The 17,667-nt window shown below is 69.7% G+C and carries 10 protein-coding genes and 1 pseudogene; 9 read left to right on the forward strand and 2 right to left on the reverse strand.

The window, feature by feature from the left end; genetic code table 11:
- Positions 1 to 596 precede the first annotated feature (596 nt).
- From ACFWV8_RS28420 to ACFWV8_RS28460, 9 genes are all read left to right on the forward strand, one after another.
- The gene (locus ACFWV8_RS28420) at positions 597 to 1,673 is read left to right on the forward strand and encodes an ABC transporter ATP-binding protein (RefSeq protein ID WP_384209762.1); all 1,077 of its coding nucleotides are present in this window, start codon (positions 597 to 599) and stop codon (positions 1,671 to 1,673) included.
- Between the two features lie 85 nt (positions 1,674 to 1,758).
- Positions 1,759 to 2,925 (forward strand): PotD/PotF family extracellular solute-binding protein, encoded by a 1,167-nt coding sequence (locus tag ACFWV8_RS28425; protein WP_384209767.1) that lies wholly within the window; start codon positions 1,759 to 1,761, stop codon positions 2,923 to 2,925.
- A gap of 61 nt (positions 2,926 to 2,986) precedes the next feature.
- On the forward strand, positions 2,987 to 4,780 hold the full coding sequence (locus ACFWV8_RS28430; RefSeq protein WP_384209774.1) for an ABC transporter permease: 1,794 nt from the start codon (positions 2,987 to 2,989) through the stop codon (positions 4,778 to 4,780).
- A 96-nt stretch (positions 4,781 to 4,876) separates the two neighbouring features.
- The gene (locus tag ACFWV8_RS28435) at positions 4,877 to 6,454 is read left to right on the forward strand and encodes a DUF885 family protein (protein ID WP_384209780.1); all 1,578 of its coding nucleotides are present in this window, start codon (positions 4,877 to 4,879) and stop codon (positions 6,452 to 6,454) included.
- Positions 6,451 to 8,100: a gamma-glutamyltransferase family protein gene (locus tag ACFWV8_RS28440; RefSeq protein ID WP_384209786.1), complete on the forward strand. Its 1,650-nt coding sequence runs from the start codon at positions 6,451 to 6,453 to the stop codon at positions 8,098 to 8,100. The genes ACFWV8_RS28435 and ACFWV8_RS28440 overlap by 4 nt, the downstream gene beginning before the upstream one ends.
- A gap of 62 nt (positions 8,101 to 8,162) precedes the next feature.
- Positions 8,163 to 8,942 carry an IclR family transcriptional regulator gene (locus tag ACFWV8_RS28445; RefSeq protein ID WP_329379168.1) on the forward strand — a complete coding sequence of 260 codons (780 nt, stop codon included), beginning with the start codon at positions 8,163 to 8,165 and terminating at the stop codon, positions 8,940 to 8,942.
- Between the two features lie 100 nt (positions 8,943 to 9,042).
- Positions 9,043 to 10,029, forward strand: coding sequence for a succinylglutamate desuccinylase/aspartoacylase family protein (locus ACFWV8_RS28450; protein ID WP_384209795.1), 987 nt, complete (start codon positions 9,043 to 9,045; stop codon positions 10,027 to 10,029).
- A 69-nt stretch (positions 10,030 to 10,098) separates the two neighbouring features.
- On the forward strand, positions 10,099 to 11,313 hold the full coding sequence (locus tag ACFWV8_RS28455; RefSeq protein WP_384209800.1) for an amidohydrolase family protein: 1,215 nt from the start codon (positions 10,099 to 10,101) through the stop codon (positions 11,311 to 11,313).
- Between the two features lie 280 nt (positions 11,314 to 11,593).
- Positions 11,594 to 12,499 (forward strand): aldo/keto reductase, encoded by a 906-nt coding sequence (locus ACFWV8_RS28460; RefSeq protein WP_384209808.1) that lies wholly within the window; start codon positions 11,594 to 11,596, stop codon positions 12,497 to 12,499.
- Positions 12,500 to 12,973: 474 nt separating this feature from the next.
- Here the strand turns inward: ACFWV8_RS28460 and ACFWV8_RS28465 are convergent, their stop codons facing one another.
- Complete coding sequence (locus ACFWV8_RS28465) at positions 12,974 to 16,549, reverse strand: protein kinase (protein WP_384209813.1); 3,576 nt, start codon at positions 16,547 to 16,549, stop codon at positions 12,974 to 12,976.
- A gap of 494 nt (positions 16,550 to 17,043) precedes the next feature.
- Positions 17,044 to 17,154 (reverse strand): annotated as a pseudogene (locus tag ACFWV8_RS28470) (CU044_2847 family protein); the annotation flags it as partial.
- Positions 17,155 to 17,667 lie beyond the last annotated feature (513 nt).

Below are 17,667 nucleotides of genomic sequence, written 5' to 3' on the forward strand. Positions count from 1 at the left end.
GTCCAGTACGAGAGCGATCCTCCGCCTTGCGATCGCACGCACCAGCCGCCGCGGGCCCCGCCTTGCAGGCGGACGGCGCTACTTTGAAGACACCCTCTAGGAATCCCCGCTCCGCGCGACCTTGCGGTGTCATCCGCCCGTCGGCCGGTGGAACGGCCCGAGCCATGTACTGGTTCCGACCACGGGCGCGCGGGGTGCCGCGCTGCCCCTGGTGGGGTCTCAGCCGGTGGGTGGTTCACATGACTCGCTGCCCTGTGCCGGTGCTCCGGTCCGTGAGGGCGCTGTACAGGCCACGCGCGTAACACAGATTTTACCGGACGGATCGTACGGGTATTCGGGCCCGGTGCGACGGCGCTCCGTCCGGGCCGGCCCGGACGCAGCCGAGGGAGTGAACTCCCAGGTGACAGACGGGTGTTGAGCGCTCGGGCGAGCGGGCCCTGTGCCCGCTTCCGAGTCCGGCCGGATGGCTGGAACAGTGCCCTGAGAATCGTCGCCGATTCAAGAACTTCGTCATCGACCGTTGACCGCACCCTTGTTACTCACTTAGCGTCCTGCCCACCCCAGTGGAAGCCAAGTTCCAATGAATGGAAGTTCAGGTGAAAGCTGTGAACCCGGACGATCCGTCGGCTCTCGACGCCCGATTGACCAATGTCAGCAAGACCTATCCCGGCGGCGAGACCGCGGTGACCAGCATGAACCTCGACATCAGGCGCGGTGAGTTCTTCTCGCTCCTGGGACCGTCGGGATGCGGGAAGTCCACGACACTGCGCATACTCGCCGGTCTCGAACAGCCCACAGAAGGCACCGTCGCCATCGCGGGCAAGGACATGACCGAAGTGCCGCCCAACAAGCGGCCGACCAACCTGATCTTCCAGAAACTGGCGCTCTTCCCGCACCTCACCGTGGCCGAAAACATCGCCTTCGGCCCGAAGATCCGCCGCCAGTCACGCGCGGAGATCCGGACGACCGTCACCGACATGCTCGACCTGGTCGACCTCACGGGTTACGCCACCCGCAAGCCCGCGCAGTTGTCCGGAGGGCAGCAGCAGCGGGTGGCGATCGCTCGCGCCCTGGCCAACAAGCCCGCCGTACTGCTGCTCGACGAACCCCTGGGCGCGCTGGACCTGCGGCTGCGGGTACAGATGCAGCGCGCTCTGAAGCAGATCCAGCAGGAGTCCGGAACCACCTTCGTCTTCGTCACCCACGACCAGACCGAGGCGTTCACCATCTCCGACCGGATCGCCCTGATGAACGGGGGCCGCGTCGAACAGGTCGGCCGGCCCGACGAACTCTACGACCGCCCCGCCACCGAGTTCGTCGCCACGTTCCTCGGCGACACCAACATCATCCGCGGCGCCGTCGATGACCGGGTGCTGCGCGCGGACGGCTTCACCTGCCGCACCCCGGGCCCCGGCACGGCGCTGTCGGTCAGGCCGGAGGCCATCGCCATGCGGCCCAGGCTGACCACCGGCTTCGACAATCTCTTCACCGCCCGCGTCACCGACCTCACCTTCCAGGGAGCGAGCATCCGCTTCCAGGTGGCCGTGGCGGACTCCGGGCCCGAACTGGTCGTACAACTCCCCGCCAAGGACGCACGGGGGATCGCCGCGGGGGACGAGGTCGAGATCGGCTGGCCGTCCGACGCCGCCGTCATGCTCGGCGCCGGCAACTAGGGCCTGTCCGGCGGATCTTCGCGGACAGGACCTGGCCGAGCGCGGGCCCACCATCTGAAGTGCCTTGACCACCCAGGGAGAGACCATGCACAGCAACACGGACAGCTCGAATGGGGACAAGGCGGCGGCCGGAGCCACGTCGCCCGCAGGAGAAGGAACAAGCCGTACCCCGGTGTCGCGGCGCTCGCTGCTGGCCGGCGGCGGTGCGGTGGCGGCCGGGCTCTTCCTGGCTGCCTGCGCCTCGAACAAGCAGCCCGGCGCGTCCGCGAGTTCGGGCTCGGGCAAGAAGCTCACCATCACCATGACCCCCTTCGCGGGCGCCGATCTGGGCGTCATGCCGAGAGAATTCGCCAAGGAGTACCAGGACAAGCACCCCAACGTACAGATCAAGATCGACGACACGCTCAATCTCGCCAAGCAGACCGCCGCCTACCAGGCCGGCCCGCACAAGCCGCTGAACAACCTGGTCTTCTCCAACGGCGGCGCGACGGCCACGGGCAAGGCCACCGGTATGTACCTCAAGCTGGACTACAGCAAGATCCCCAACACCGCCCAACTGCACCCGCAGTTCGTCGAACGCGACCACTGCGGTGTGGTGTTCGGAGCCGACCAGATGGGGCTGGTCTACAACACCAAGACGTATCCCAAGGGCTTCGAGTCCTGGACCGACCTGTGGTCGCCCGACCAGCGCGGAAAGCTCTGTTTCTTCACCGTCCCCTGGTGGGCCATCGGCATGGCCGCCAACCTCAACGGGGGCGGCTGGGACAACATGGATCCGGGCTTCGAGCTGTGGATCGAGCACGCCAAGAACATCCGCACGATCGTGACGGCCAACCCCCAGTTCCTCAACGTCCTGTCCACCAGCGAGGCCCCGCTGACCTCGCACTACCTGGGCACCTCGACCGCCTGGCGCAGCCAGGGCGCGCCGCTGGGCTACAGCCGTCCCACCGAGGGCGCCTTCTTCGACCCGGTCGGCGTGAACATCAACTCCGGCAGCTCCGACGACCAGCTTGAGGTCTGCTACGACATCGTCAACGAGATGCTCCAGCCCAAGTGGAACCAGCGCTGGGTGGACACCTCGATCCAGATTCCCGCCTCCAGCACGTCGAAGCTGGCCTCGAAGCTCAAGGCCATCCCGGCCATCGCCGCGGGCCCCGACCAGAAGTTCGTGGACGTCGACTGGGACACCGTCGGTAAGAACATGGCCGCCTGGACCGCGCGGTGGAACGAGGAAGTCGTCTCCAAGATCTGACGGCCCAATTCCGACAAGCCAGTTCTGACGACGTCCACCCACGACCGGAAGGACCTGCACGATGGCGGACAACCCTCCAGGCGGCATACGAGAAGCCGCCCAGGTGAGCGGGGCGGCGACGGCCACGGCGGAGCGCCCCGCCCCCGAAGAGCCGGGACCCCGCCGAGGACACTCCAGAACCTTCACCGGCAAGGGCCGCGACCGGCGCACCGCAATGCTGCTGCTCGCCCCCAGCATCGTGCTGCTGCTCGCGGTGTTCGCCTTCGCCATGGAGTCGCTCGTCGAGTACTCCCTGCAGGAGTACCAACCCGGTGGCGTCAACACCCCCAACACCTTGGCCACCTGGGCCAAAGTCCTCACCAGCTCCTACTACTGGTCGGTGATCTGGCAGACCGTACTCGTCGGTCTGCTGGTCACCGCTATCACCGCGGTCGTCGGCTACCTCACCGCCCTGGCCCTGCACCACACCAAGCGGACCGGCTGGCGCAACGCCGGATACGCGGTGGTCTTCTCCTCGCTGGTCTTCTCCGGCATCGCCAGCGTCTACGCCTGGCAACTGCTGCTCGGCCAGGAGGGTTTCCTCAACTCCGCGCTCGGCCTGTTCGGCATCGGTCCTGTCCACCTGCTGTACGAGCGCAGCGCCGTCGTCATCGCGCTCGTGCACACGCTGCTGCCGCTGATGGTCCTGCCGATCAGCAGCACCTTCCGCCAGATCGACGGCACACTCGCCGACGCGGCCGACGACTTCGGAGCCTCCCGCTGGCGCACCTTCCGTTCCATCACCCTGCCGCTGAGCGCACCGGGGCTCATCGCCGGCTGCCAGCTCACCTTCGCCCTGGCCATCTCCAGCTTCACCGCCCCCAGCCTCCTCGGCGGCGGGCGGATCGCGACCCTGTCCACCAGCATCTACTCCCTGGTCGGCACCACGGACTATCCGGGCGCCTCCGTCTGCGCCCTGGTGCTGCTGGTCCTGGCGCTGGTCTCCACCGGAGCGTTCGTACTCCTCCAGCGCCGGTTCGCCGAGGCCGACCAGGGCGGGGTCACGACCAGTCCGTCGCCGCCGAGGGGCATCCGCGGACTCGGGGTGTGGATGGCCGTGCTGTACGCCTTCCAGCTCGTGCCCGCCGCGATCGTCGTGATCAGCTCGCTGTCGTCGGTCTCCTACGGGGTATGGCCGCCGCCCGGCTTCTCCACCCGCTGGTACACCAGCCTCTACCACCAAGACGGCGTCATGGACGCCTTCGTCGGCAGCGTGTGGATCGGTGCCCTGGTCGCCGTGCTCGCCGTACTGCTCGGTTCCGCCGGTGCGGTCGCCCTGGTGCGCTACCGCTTCCGGGGCAGCGGAATGGTCCAGTCGGCGCTGTTCTCACCCGTCGTGGTGCCCAAGATCGCCTTCGGCTTCGCCGTGTTCATGCTGCTCGCTCGGGCGGGCCTGCCCTCCGGTCGCTGGGCCGTGGTCCTCGCGCACACCGTGGCGACCGTGCCGTTCGTGATCGTGCTGCTGTCCGCGGCCCTGACGCGGGCCGACCGCACCCTCGACTACGCGGCGATCGACCTCGGCGCCTCGCCGCTGCGCGCCTTCTTGGGCACGACGCTGCCGCAGATCGCGCCCGCCCTGCTGATCAGCGGAGTCTTCGCCTTCCTCGTCAGCTTCAACGAGATCGACCTGTCGATCTTCCTGCTCAACTCCGACCAGCAGACCCTGCCGGTGTGGATGTACGGCTACCTCAACAACTACCAGGACCCGACGCCCGCCGCCCTGTCCACGATCATGACCGCGCTCTCGGTGCTCGTCGTCGGACTCGGTGCGCTGCTCCTGCGCGTCGTCCAGCGCGGACGCCGACTGGAACTGTGACCGACCGCGGCCCGCGACGACATACAGGCGACCCCGTACCCGCGACCGCCTACCCGTACACCGCCCGACCTCGTACCACCACCAGGGAGACCACCGATGGCTGAGCTGTTCCCACGGCTGCGCCACGTCTGCGACTTGGACGCCGCCTACCTGCGCGAGTACTCAGGACTGCACGACGAGTACGACGGCACGATCGTCGATCTGTCGCCGCCCGGGGTGGCCTCGGCGCTCGCCGCGCTCGGCGGTCCCGCGCTGGACGACGCGCACGACGAAGCACAGCTCGCGGCCACCGAGAACGCCATGCGGACCCGGTTCGGCCGTATCCGCCAGCACCGCTGGGACCCCTGGGTCCATATCGAGGCACTGGACCTGTCGTCGTACGACCGGCCCTACGACGACGGCGCGGTACGCGAGGAGGCCAGGCGCCGCCACCTGCGGCTCTGGCCGGACGCCGTGGACAATGCGATCGAGGCGCTGGACGAACTGTCGTCCTCCGTCGCCGGGATGTTCCTGCCCGCGGCGCGCGGGATGGCCGCCGAGGTCCGTGAGGACGACGGCGAGGACGGTGTCCGCGCACTGGCCGCGCTGGCGCGGCTGACCGCGCACCTCGAATACGCCGCACGCGAGGCCGCTCCGGCCGCCGGCCTCGGCAGGGCCGACCTCACGGCGCTCCTCGGCTGCGAGGACCGCGTTGTGGCGGACCTGGAAGAGCTGGCCGCCATGGCCGACAGCGAGTACGCGCGGATGAGCGACATCCTGGACGATGCCGCAGCCCGCCTCGACCCCGCGGGCGCCGACGATCCGGCCGCTCGGACCCGGCGGCTCAGCGCTCGGGTGCGGGCCGACCACGGCGACTTCCCGCGGATCCTCGCCGACACTCAGGCCCAGGTCGCGCTGGCCGCTCGCTTCGTCCGCGAGCGCGATCTGGTGCCGATCGTGGACGAGGCGTGCGTCATCGAACCCAGCCCGCCCGCGCGGAGTTGGGCGGCGGGAAGGGTGAGCTGGACCGCGCCGTGGGAGACGCGAGGCCACTCGCTCTTCCATGTGACCGGGCCGTCCCCGCACTGGTCGCTCGACGATCACCGCGCCTGGCTGTCCCGCTTCAACCGGCCCGCGATGGCCGTGATGGCCGTCCACGAGATCGGCCCGGGCCACTGCAGCCACGCACTGATGATGGGTCAGGTCGACCGGCCGATCCGCAAGACGCTGTGGTCCGAGCTGTTCTTCGAGGGCTGGGCCCACTACGCCGAGGAGATGATGTGGGAGGAGGGCTACCAGGACGACAGTCCCCTCTACCAGTTCGGCATGGCGCAGGAGGCCATGATGCGGGCCGTCCGCGTACAGGCCGCGCTCGGTATCCATACCGGTGCACTCACCCTCGATGACGCTGTCGCCCTCTTCGAACGCAAGGCGTTCCTGGCGGGTCCCGCCGCGCGGGCCGAGGCGCTGCGCGGCGTCTGGGAGCCGACGTACATCCGTTACACCTGGGGCAAGGTCCTCGTGCGGCGGCTGCGCGACCAGGCGAAGACCGCGTGGGGCAGCGACTTCACCCTGCCGCGCTTCCACCGCGAGCTGATGGCCCTGGGTTCCCCGCCGGTCGGCCTGGTGGCGTCGGCCATGGGCGTCGGCCCGGCGCCGGGCTCGCGGCCGGGCCAGGGAAGGGGGTCGGTATGACGGAGGGCCGGTGGCCGGTCGTGGACCTGGCACTCGAACAAGGGCGGAAGACCGCGGCTCACGGCGGCACCGCCATGGTCTCGGCCATGCATCCCGTCGTCGCCGACGCGATGCTGGACGTCCTGCGGCGCGGCGGCAACGCCATGGACGCGGTGCTAACTGCCGTCCCCCTGCAAGGCGTGGTCGAACCGCAGATGACCACGCTGGCCGGTGGAATGTCGGTGCTCCACTACGACGCGGCGCGGCAGACCTACGACTACATCGACGGCGAACTCGACCACACTCGCGACGACCCGCCGGTGTCCGCCACCTGGGACCACTATGTGACGGTGGACGGCGCCCTGGGCGCCTCCTCCGGCCGGCGGGTCGCGGTCCCCGGCGCCGTGGCGGGCATGCACCTGGCCATGGAGCGCCACGGCAGCATTCCCTGGGCCGATTACTTCGCACCGGCCGTCGAGGTCGCGGCGGCCGGTTTCCCCATGTACTCGTTCCTGTACGGCGAAGCCTTCGAAGCCGCCGTGGGCCGGTTGTCCGCCCACCCCTCGGGCCGCGCCGAATTCCTGCCGGACGGCCACGTACCGCCGGTCGGGGAGCGGCTGGTCCGCCCGGCGCTGGCCGAGACGATGCGGCGGATCGCCGTGGATGGCCCCGACCACGTCTACCGCGGTGCGTGGGCGTCCCGCTTCGTGACCGCCGTGCGGGAAACCGGCGGTACCGTGACCGTCCGCGACCTCGACGACTACGCGGCGCGCGCGACCCAGCCCGTGCGCCGCGCCTACCGGGGCCACGAGATCGTCGGCGCCCCGCCCCCGTCCTCCGCGGGCGTCCTCATCGCGCTCGTGCTCGGCGTCCTGGAGAACTTCGACCTGCCCGCCATGGGCCACTACACGCGCGACGCCGAAGCCCTCGAAGTGCTGCGGCGTGCCATGGCCTTCGCTGAGTTCTTCACCGAACGCTTCGTGAAGGACCCGCTGTCCTACGACGTACCGGTGGACGAACTTCTGTCACCCGACTTCGCGGCGTCGCTGGCCGCGCTGATCCGCGGCAACGCCAGGCGCGACCCGGTGCCGGCGAGCAGCGGTACCGTCCGGCCGCCCGGCACGCCCCACACCAACAACACCGACCACGTCGTGGCGGTGGACGGCGCGGGCAACATGGCGTCGCTGACCCACAGCGTCTACGGCACCACCTTCGGCACCGGTCTGGTGGTGGACGGCATCCCCGTCAACAGCGGCAACAGCTTCCCGGGCACCGGCAACGGCGAAGGGCGGCGCGTCCTGTCGCCGTTCCCACCCACCATGGTCGCCCGCGACGGGGCACCGCACCTCGCCCTCGGCTCACCCGGCCTGTCCGCGCGTGCCACCGCGATCGTGCTGGCCAACCACCTCGGCTACGGCCTCGGCCTGCCCGAGGCGATCGACGCGCCGCGCTTCCAAGGCGCCCAGACCGACCAGCCGTTCACCGTCGAGGCCCGTGTCGATCCGCGGGTACTGGACACGCTCGCCACCCGCTACGGCGCCGACGTACGGCTGACGACCCCGTACTTCTGGCACTTCGGTTCCGTCCACGCGGTGGAAGTCGACGCGGACGGCCACCGCCACGGATACTGCGACCCGCGGCGCCCGGGACGGGCCGCGGGATGGTGACCGCCCCGCCCGAACAGCCGCCCTACGCAACCGACTTGGGACGACAGGAGAGGCACGTACCCATGGCAGAGGACACCGAAGTCCCCGGACCGGCCCCCACCGAGAACACCAAATCACCCAGCTACATGGGGCGCATCCTCAACCTGTTGGAACAGTCCGTGGTCGCCGAAGGCGCGCCGCTGACACTCACCGAACTGGCGGCGGCGGCCCAAGCGCCGTTGTCCACCGTGTCCCGGCTGACGGCCCAACTCGTCGCCTGGGGCTTCCTCAACGAGACCACCACGCACCGCTTCGTGCCCGGCCGACGGCTCGCCGCCATGGCCGCCGCCGTCAGCGAACACCTCTACAGCAACGACCGCCTCCAGCAGGCCACCCGGCTGCTCACCGGAATCACCGGCGAGAGCACGACGGCCGGACGCATCGTCGGGAACAGCATGTTCATCATCGCCCGCACCGAGTCCGAGCAGCCGCTGCGCGCGGTGAACCGGATCGGCGAGTTCATCCCGCCCGACAACTCCGCGCTCGGCAAGGCCATCATGTCCCGCCTGCCGCGCGCCCGGCAGCTCGCGCTGCTGCGCGGCGCCGACGTGGCCGACCCCGAGGCCACGCTGGAGAAGATACTGCCGGAGCTGGAGGAGGCACGGCGGCGCGGCTACGCCGTGGACGAGGAGACCTACAGCGTGGGCCTGCGCTGCCGGGCCGCCGCCGTCATCGGCCCGGACGGTCTGGCGGTCGCCGGTCTTTCCATCAGCGGGCCGGCCGCCCGCTTCACCCTCGACCTCGCCGAAGGAGCCGTTCCCGCGCTGCGCCAGGAGGCGTCCGCGATCGGCGAGATGCGGTGACCTCGGCCGGCCGGGGACACCGTCCCGGGCCCCCGGCACCGATATGAGCCCGAGCACTGATCCCCGTACCCATTGCCGTACCAGCAAGGAGACACAGCGGATGAGCGACACCACAGCCACCGGGACCCCGGCCGCGCAGCCCGGCCGCACCATCGAGACCGTCCCCGTCACCCGCGTGGACAGCGGGCACGACCTCGCACTGACCGTCCACCGCCTGACCGGCGCCCGGCCGGGACCCACCCTGGTCGCCTTCGGCGGAGTCCACGGCGACGAGGCCATGGGCCCCGAGGAGATACGCAGGTTCGTCTCGTCGGTCGACCCCGCAGAGCTGGCGGGCACGATCGTCGCCGTACCGGTGGCGAACCCGTACGCGTACGCGGCGATGTCCCGCTTCACACCGCAGGACGGCCTCAACCTCAACCGCATCTTCCCCGGCGACCGCAACGGCTCGGTCACCGAGCAACTGGCCGCCGTGCTCGCCGAGATCATGCTCCAGGCCGACTACTTCGTGGACTTCCACTCCAGCGGCCTGTACTCCACGGTCGAGTACTCGTACCTCATGGACGACGGCCGGGAGATGGCCACCTCCTTCGGCGCCGGGCTGCTCTACCACCACGAGCCCTACGAGGGCACCTCCAGCGCGTGGGCCATCAAGAACAGCATCGCCTCGACCGTCTGCGAACTCGGCGGCGGCGGCCAACTGACCAACGCCTTCCTGGACAAGGCCGTACGCCAGGGCCGCAACATGCTCAAGGGCATCGGCATGCTGGCAGGCGCCCCGGAGGCCATCGTCGAGCGGCAGACGGTGATGACCGAACTCGTCACGCTGCGCCCGTCCAAGGGCGGCACGATGATCTCCCACTTCACCCCGGACCGGCTCGGTGAGGTGATCAAGGGCGGCACGGTGCTGGGCGAGGTCGTGGACCCGTACACGTTCGAGACGCTGGAACAGCTCGTCGCGCCCTACGACTCCAACATCCTGGTGCTCAGTCGCGAGGGCTACACCCGCACCGCACCGGGTGACTACGGCTTCATGGTCGGCAACGCCAACACCACGACCACCGTCGACGAGCTGTTCGGCACCTGAGCGCCGGGGGCGCGAGCGAGCAGGCGACCGGCGGATCGGCGTAGCGGAAACGAGGAGCGGCGTACCGGAATGGACATCAGACACGTCCACGTGGTGGACCCCGAGAGCGAACAGGTGCTCAGGGACCGGCGGATCACCCTGGAGGGCGACCGGATCACCGCCGTCGCGGCCGACACTCCCGGCCCACTCGCGCCCGGTGACCTGGACGGCACCGACCTGTACGCGGTCCCCGGATTCATCGACTGCCACGTTCACGTCACCTCGGTGACGGCCGACGAGTGGGCCGACACCGGGATGCCGCCGAGTTACGTCACCGCCCACGCGCTACGGGAGCTGCGCGCGATGCTCGAACGCGGCTTCACCACGGTCCGGGACGCGGGCGGCGCGGATGCCGGACTGGCCGACGCCCTGGACGAGGGGCTGGCGCCCGGCCCCCGGCTGTACGTGTGTGGCAAAGCGCTGTCGCAGACCGGGGGACACGGCGACCTGCGGCCCCGAGGCCGGCTGCACGCCGACGACCACCCGGCCGTGCCCGGCATCGGCCGGATCGTCGACGGACCAGACGCGCTGCGCACCGCCGTACGGGAAGCCGTACGGTCCGGGGCGTCGTTCGTGAAACTGATGCTCTCCGGCGGGATCTCCAGCCCCACCGACCGGATCGACACCCCGCAGTACAGCGAGGACGAGATCCGCGCGGCGGTCGACGAGGCGAGGCGGGCGGGCGTCTACTGCGCCGGGCACGCCTATACCCCGGAGGCGGTGGCCCGCGCGCTGCGACTGGGCGTACGCACCATCGAGCACGGCAATCTGATCGGCCCTGACGAGGCGCGGCTGTTCGCCGGGCACGACACGTACTACGTGCCGACGCTGGTGACGTACACGGTGCTGGCGGAGGAGGGCCCGCTCCACGGGCTCCCTCCCGCGAGCACCGCCAAGGTCGCGGCCGTGCGTGACAGTGGCCTCACCGCGCTTGCCCACGCCCACGCCGCCGACGCTCCGATCGCCTTCGGCACCGACCTGCTCGGTGCCATGCACGTCCATCAGTCGCGGGAGTTCGCGCTGCGGGCCAGGGTGCAGCCGGGCTGGGCGGTGCTGCGCAGCGCCACCACCACCGGTGCCCGGCTGCTCGGCGCGGCCGGTGAACTCGGTGTGCTCGCCCCCGGCGCCCGCGCCGACATCGTCCTGACCCGCCACAACCCTGCTGTCCACGTCGAGCGGTTGGCGGACCCGGCGCACGAGGTCGCCGCCGTCTTCTCGCGGGGCCGCCTCGCGGTACGCCGCTAGGTCCTGTCCGGTGGATCTTCGCGGGCCCGAAACCCCTGGCACAGCACCTCGCCGCGTTGCCGAAATGCCCACAGGAAACCACCCTGCGGGCACTTCGGCGCCTTGCGACGCACCGCACCAGACGCCCCGGGCTATCCGCGAAGATCCACCGGACAGGACCTAGGCCGTGCGGCAACCGCCGGGTATCGCCGGGCCGATCGCCGAATCGGCTGTTCGCCGACCGGAGTTGCGCCGCCCGGCGGCTGCCGCGTGGCAGCACCATCAACAGACAGGGAGCCGTATGAACCACTCACCGCACCTCACCAACCCGACCCGCGCGTGCGGGCGTTCGAAGGTCTTCCCTGTCGGCCTGGGCGGCATGCTGCTGTCCATCGAGGGGCGTCCGGACCGCGCTCAGGCCATGGCGACGATCCACACCGCGCTCGACGCCGGAGTGACCCTCATCGACTCCGCCTCCGCCTATCACATCGGCGCCGACGAGGTAGGGCACAACGAGACACTGATCGCCGACGCATTGGACAGCTGGGACGGCGACGCGGCCGGAGTCACGGTGGTGACGAAGGCGGGCCGGGTCCGGCCGGGCGACGGGCGATGGCTCACCGACAGCAGCCCCGATCACCTCGTCCGCTCGGCCACCGCGTCCCGCGACCGGCTCCGCCTCGACCGCATCGAGCTGTTCTTCCTGCACGCCCCTGACCCGGTGGTGCCCTTCGCCGACTCGCTGATCGCGCTGCTCCGGCTGCTCACGGAGGAGACGGTCACCTCGGTGGGCGTATCCAACGTCACCGTCGCCGAACTCGACCTGGCCCACGAGCTGTTGGGCGGGGCCCTCGTCGCCGTGCAGAACGAGTTCTCGCCCAGCGCCACCCAGCACGGCGCGGTACTGCGCCGCGCGGAAGAACTCGGCCTGGCGTTCCTGGCCTGGCGGCCGTTGGGCACGGTCGGCACGAGGGACGACGAACTGACGGCCGCATTCACCGAGGTAGGCCGCGCCCACGACGTCAGCCCTCAACGCACCGCGCTGTCCTGGCTGTTGTCCACCAGCCCGGTACTCATCCCCATACCGGGCGCCCGCCGCCCCGATACGATCCTCGACTCCGCCCGCGCTGCGGAACTGCGTCTGGGCGACGCCGAAGTGAGCCGACTGGGCGCGGCGGTCGCGAGCCGTGCGGAGCTTCAGGAGTGAGGCGGCCCCGTAGTCCTGGCTCGCACGCTGCGGGCAGCGGGGAGAGTGCACACGGAAAGAACTCCCAGCGCGGACGAATCCGTGCCGGGAGTTCTGTAAAGCCGAGCTGGGCGGTCGTGTGAACTGCCCATCGTGGGTTGTTGACATAAGCCAGTGGCCTGCGAGGTTGGTTCCGCCGGGAAGACGCCTGCACAGGTTAAGCAGGCGCGCCACCACAGCGGTTTGTCCGTTTCGCGGGTCGGGGTATGGGGAGGCGCAGGGCCGGAAGGGGGCTCAACACCCGTCACCCGACGGGCAGCTTCTCCGACATCGCCATCAGCGGCGGGGCGCACAGGCCGACCGCGTCGGCGAGGGCCAGCCCCTGTCGTGCACACGAATACGGCCAACTCGACCGTAGTGCAGGCGACTTCAGGGTGTCCGCAGAGTCCGTACTTCCCTGCGCTCGGTGAGTTCGGCTGGTTCGTTTCCTCCAGATCAGCATGTCTTGCGGTAGGGGATGTCCGGGATGTGGGTTTTCCATTGCTGTTCGGTGAGAGGGCCGGACTTGGCGCAGAGGTCTCGGACCAGCCGCACGGGGTTGACGGTGTGGGTGAGGAACCTGCCGCCCTTGTCCAGGCTGATCAGCGAAGAACCGTCGGCGGTGAAGGCGAGCGTAATGATCTCGTCGATGCGCCCCGCGAGTGCGACGCCGAGCTGAGTTCGGGAGCGGCTGTCCCACACCTTGATCTGGTACGAGGGGCCGACTTTGTGCATGGTGGCGAACAGCCGGCCGTCGGGCGAGACGGCAGTGGCCCTTTCCGGGGCGAAAAGAGGCGGGGCCACGGCGCCGGTACGCAGGTCTTCTCCTTCCGGCAGGAGCGTCCGGGCATCCCAGAATCGGACATAGGGCCGGAAAGCGCGGGGGTGAGTGTAGAGCGTCGCACCGTCAGCGCTCAAGGAGTCAACTTCCAGGCTCGGGGCGCCCTTGGTGATGACCCGGCCGGAGGGGAACGCGACCCTGCCGAAGTTCGGCGCGGCGATCACCGACCTGCCGTCGGGGTGGAAGATGACGGCCCCGTGGTTGGTCGGGTAGCCGAGGTCGGCCCGTACCTCACGGATCCGGCGCATGGTGGGCAGGTCCCAGAACGTGAGCTTGTTGATCTCGTCCTGTGTCACAACCTGGACGGCGAGCGACTTTTTGTCCGGTGAGAAGGCGAACTCGGTCGATGCCCCGCTCAGTTGGTCCTGCTTCAGGATGGGCAGGGTGCCGAGCTTGGCTGCCTTCTTGCTGGCCGTGTCCCAGATCTGGATCTCGGTACCGAGGAGGACCGCCAGCAGCCGCCCGTCATGGCTGAGTTCCATCTTCTTCACGTACGGCGCCGAGGCGCCCAGGGTCACGGTGGACCGCTTGGTCCGCGAAAGCGGAGACCAGATTTCGATGTCGTCCTTGCGGAGCGCGAGGGTGCGCCGGTCCAGGCTCACCTCCCCCTCTCCGTAGTACGTCTCCTCGCCGATCGACGCGGGAGGTTTGGTGAAGGCGCCGACGTCGAACGACCGGACGACGCCGTCCTCCCCGACGCACCGGAGCTTCGAGCCGTCGGCCGTGAAACGCAGGGCCGTGGACGGGTAGCACTCGCTCTGAGTGGTCGCGTGGCGCATGACGGGCGTGCGCGACGAAGACGGCGGCGTTTCCCAGACGACGGCGTTCTGGATGAGATACCGGCCGTCAGGACTGAACAGGAGCGGATAGGCCGTGAACTCCTCCGCGCCGGTGAGGTCGCTGCTGACGGCCCAGCCTTTGGCGCGATCGAACACGCTGATCTTCCCGCCCCTGAGTGTCAGGGCTCCGAGCTTCCCGTCCGGGCTGAACACCACGGGCCCCTGGATGTCGGCGGCCTTGACGCCGAGATACGGGACGGGGACGGGCAGCTTCTTCTCGGTGTGCGTGTCGAACCAGGTGAACGGCTTTCCCTGGCCGTCGCCGGGTACGGAGAGCACACGTTCGTCCGGAGAGAACGAGGTGTTCGCCAGGAGGAGGGAGAACACGCTGCCGTCGACGGTGATGATCTCGCGCGCGGTGCGAGTGTCCCAGATCGCCAGCGTGGACTTCACGTCCGATTCGGCCGTTTCGGTCATCAGGTACGTGCCCAGAGGGCTGACCGCCATCCTCGGCCAGTGGCCGTTGTCCTGCTTGGCGGTGGGATAGGTGTGGGAGCTGCGCGGGCGGGCGGTGGAGGCGTCGAGCAGGCGGATGTGTCCGTCGTCGGTGCTCACGGCGGCCGTCTTGCCGTCGTCGGAAAGGTCCACCCAGTGGACCCTGGCCGGGGCGGTGTAGGAACCGGTCCTCTTGCGGGTTTGGACGTTCCAGAACTCGACGCGGTTCTCCGCCGCGGAAACGAGGACCTGGCCGGTGCCGTCGAGATCGGATTCCGTCGCCACGAAATCCGGCAGCTTGAGCGCGTCGTCCTCCCATTGGTTGCGCAGGGCCAGCAGGGCGGACCAGGATTCGGGGGTGTCGGCCAGACGCGCCGAAGCCACCGCCAGCCGCCGGCCGAGCTCGGGATCGGTGCGGCGCACGGCTTGGGCTACGCCGGCCACCTGGGCGGAGGTGGCGCGGTCACGCTGGCCTACGACGGTCTGCCGCTGGTCGAAGGCGACACCGGCCGCGCCGACCGCGATGACCAGCAAGACGGCCAGGACGGCGCTGAGCAGCATGCGTAACCGGCCTCGGCGGCGGGCCAGTCCCGATCCGGCTTGCAGGAAATCGTGTTCGGTGCGGTTGAGCGTGAGGTGGCGGCGCTCCGTCGCGGCCCAGTTCCTCGCGCGTTCCAGGGCTGTTCCCTGAAGCAGGTCGTTGTTCTTACGGCTGTGGTCTTCCCAGACCCGTGATGCCTCGGACAGGCGCTGATGGACGCCCAGGCCGTCGCGTTCGTCCTCGACCCAGTCGCGCAGGCGGGGCCAGGCCCGGATAAGCGCGGCGCTGGACAAAGTGACGGACTCGTCCTTCCAGACCAGGATCCCCGCCTCGGTGAACGCTTGCAGGACCTGTTCCAGGACCTGCTCCGAGGTCCGGCCGTCGGCGAACTCGGGCCGGCGCGCCGAGCGCAGCGTGTCCTCGGCGCGTTCGCCCGGGGCGACCAGGCGCAGCAGCACTTGGGGGACGACTTCCCGCGCCTTGCTGTCCAGGCGGGCGAACACGTCCTCCGCCACCTCGGCCCGGGAGGGCTTGACGGGCTCGAACGGGTTTCGGGAAACGATGTCCTTCACGACCTCGGCGAGGTCCGTGCGGCCGACGAGGGACAGGAGCAGTTGCTCTGATGTCGGCCGGTCCGCGGGGTCTTTGGACAGCGATGCCGTGACGAGGGAACGGAGCGGTTCGTCGAGTATCGAGGTGTCGGGTTCGTGGGTGGCGACCTTGTACGTCAGCTCCACCGCGCTTTCGCCGTCGAAGGCGTGGCGGCCGGTCGCGGCGAACAGGATGACGGCGCCCCAGCCCCAGACGTCGACCTTTCCGTCGCCGTGCTCGCCGCGGTAGCGCTCGGGCGGCATGTAGCGAAGGGTGCCCATGGGCACCCCCGCAGTTGCAGTCCCCTCCACGATCCGGGCGATGCCGAAGTCGATCACCCGAGGGCCGTCGGGGCCCAGGAGGATGTTCTCCGGCTTGAGGTCGCGGTGCACCACGCCAGCCCGGTGGATGGCTACCAGCGCCGTGGCCACGCCGATCGCCAGACGGCGCAGCTCTTCCGGTTCGTACGGGTCGCCGGTGTCGACCGTGTGCCGCAGATCCGAGCCGGCCACATACTCGCTGACGACGAATGGGATCGGACCGTCGAGGTCCTCGTGGAGCACCTTGCTGGTGCAGAAGGGCTCCACCAGGCGCCAGGCCTCAATCTCCTTGCGGAGCCTGTCCCGGTCGCTGTCACTCACCCCGTGGAGAGCCTTGACGGCCACCCGTCCGCCTTCGGCGTCGTAGCCCTCGTACACCACGCCCTGACCGCCCGCGCCGAGGCGGCCATCGAGATAGAAGGTGCCCAACTGCCGTGGGTCGCCGGGAAGAAGCGGTGCCGCCAAGACGAAGCCTCCTGAAGTGCTCTACGTGCCTCGCTGGTTTTCGGGATAGACGCTTCCGTCCGCCTATTGGTTCGGCGGGCCCAGTGCCCACTTCAGGCCCCGGTTCGCCGATGGGTGTGATGACGGTCCTGCCGTGGCACTCGCGGATCGCAGTGTGTCGGCACTGCCGCAGGGCACCGTGGCCCCCCGCCCGCGACCGACGCGGTCAAAGCGGCTACTTCGCTCTGATCGGCCGGCGAGCCTGGGCGGGCAGAGGAAGGGCATGGCCGCGTTGGCCGCGGCGGGGGGCACCGCGGTGGTGCAGGCCGCCGACCCAGACGCTTGGCCAGTATTCCGTGAGCGGGCGGCCAGTTGGTTCGGTCGAGGAAACCCGCGGCCCCCTCGTCCAGACCGCAGACGAAGACGGCCGGGCCGGCCGATGTGGAACGGGTGCGGCGAAGGCACGCGCCACGCGAGGCGTGGCACGCGTCCATGGCTGCGAATCAACGCTTCCGTCACGCCACGGGCTTCCAGGTGGCGGTGACCGTCAGATGCGCCTGCCCGCTGCCGTTTACGATGCCCAGCTTCAGGTCCTGTCCGAGCTGCACGCCGAAGGTGACGGCGACAGGGGCGCCTTGGGGATCGGGCCGTGAGTAACTCGCAGGGCGGCTTCGACGGGGTTCCCTCCGGAAGCAGCTTACGTTCGGCCGTGATGTAGTCGCGCCCTGTGGCGGCGCACAGGGCACGGAACTGTGTGTCGGGGCGCAGGTCGAAGGTCTGGCGCAGGGTGCCGGTGTCGATGGTCAGGCCGTGGACGTTGACAAAGCCCGCCGTCCAGTCGTCCCCTCCCGCGACCGGCAGAGTGTCGGAGGCAGCGTCGCCCGTCAGGTCGTGGATCTGGACCTGTTTCTTCCCGCCGAGGTGGGTGACGATACTGCCACGAGGCCCGAACCCGACCAGCGAGTCGCCGGGCGAGCGGGGCTACTCCTACTGCACCCCGCCCAATGGGCTCACCCTGTCCGCGCCCGCTACGACCAGCGCGCCGCCTACGCCTTCACCCCGCACAGCCGCCCAGACACCGACGGCTACCAGCGCTTCAAAGGCCCCGCCCTCGCCGGACACCTGCGCTGCCCCAACCA

This window comes from Streptomyces sp. NPDC058665 (assembly GCF_042714995.1).
Taxonomy (GTDB): Bacteria; Actinomycetota; Actinomycetes; order Streptomycetales; family Streptomycetaceae; genus Streptomyces.

What these genes read in the sequence shown, in the direction of transcription:
- ACFWV8_RS28425 (WP_384209767.1), top strand. Translation starts at nt 1,759, where the DNA reads ATGCACAGCAACACGGACAGCTCGAATGGGGACAAGGCGGCGGCCGGA.
- ACFWV8_RS28430 (WP_384209774.1), top strand. Translation starts at nt 2,987, where the DNA reads ATGGCGGACAACCCTCCAGGCGGCATACGAGAAGCCGCCCAGGTGAGC.
- ACFWV8_RS28435 (WP_384209780.1), top strand. Translation starts at nt 4,877, where the DNA reads ATGGCTGAGCTGTTCCCACGGCTGCGCCACGTCTGCGACTTGGACGCC.
- ACFWV8_RS28440 (WP_384209786.1), top strand. Translation starts at nt 6,451, where the DNA reads ATGACGGAGGGCCGGTGGCCGGTCGTGGACCTGGCACTCGAACAAGGG.
- ACFWV8_RS28445 (WP_329379168.1), top strand. Translation starts at nt 8,163, where the DNA reads ATGGCAGAGGACACCGAAGTCCCCGGACCGGCCCCCACCGAGAACACC.
- ACFWV8_RS28450 (WP_384209795.1), top strand. Translation starts at nt 9,043, where the DNA reads ATGAGCGACACCACAGCCACCGGGACCCCGGCCGCGCAGCCCGGCCGC.
- ACFWV8_RS28455 (WP_384209800.1), top strand. Translation starts at nt 10,099, where the DNA reads ATGGACATCAGACACGTCCACGTGGTGGACCCCGAGAGCGAACAGGTG.
- ACFWV8_RS28460 (WP_384209808.1), top strand. Translation starts at nt 11,594, where the DNA reads ATGAACCACTCACCGCACCTCACCAACCCGACCCGCGCGTGCGGGCGT.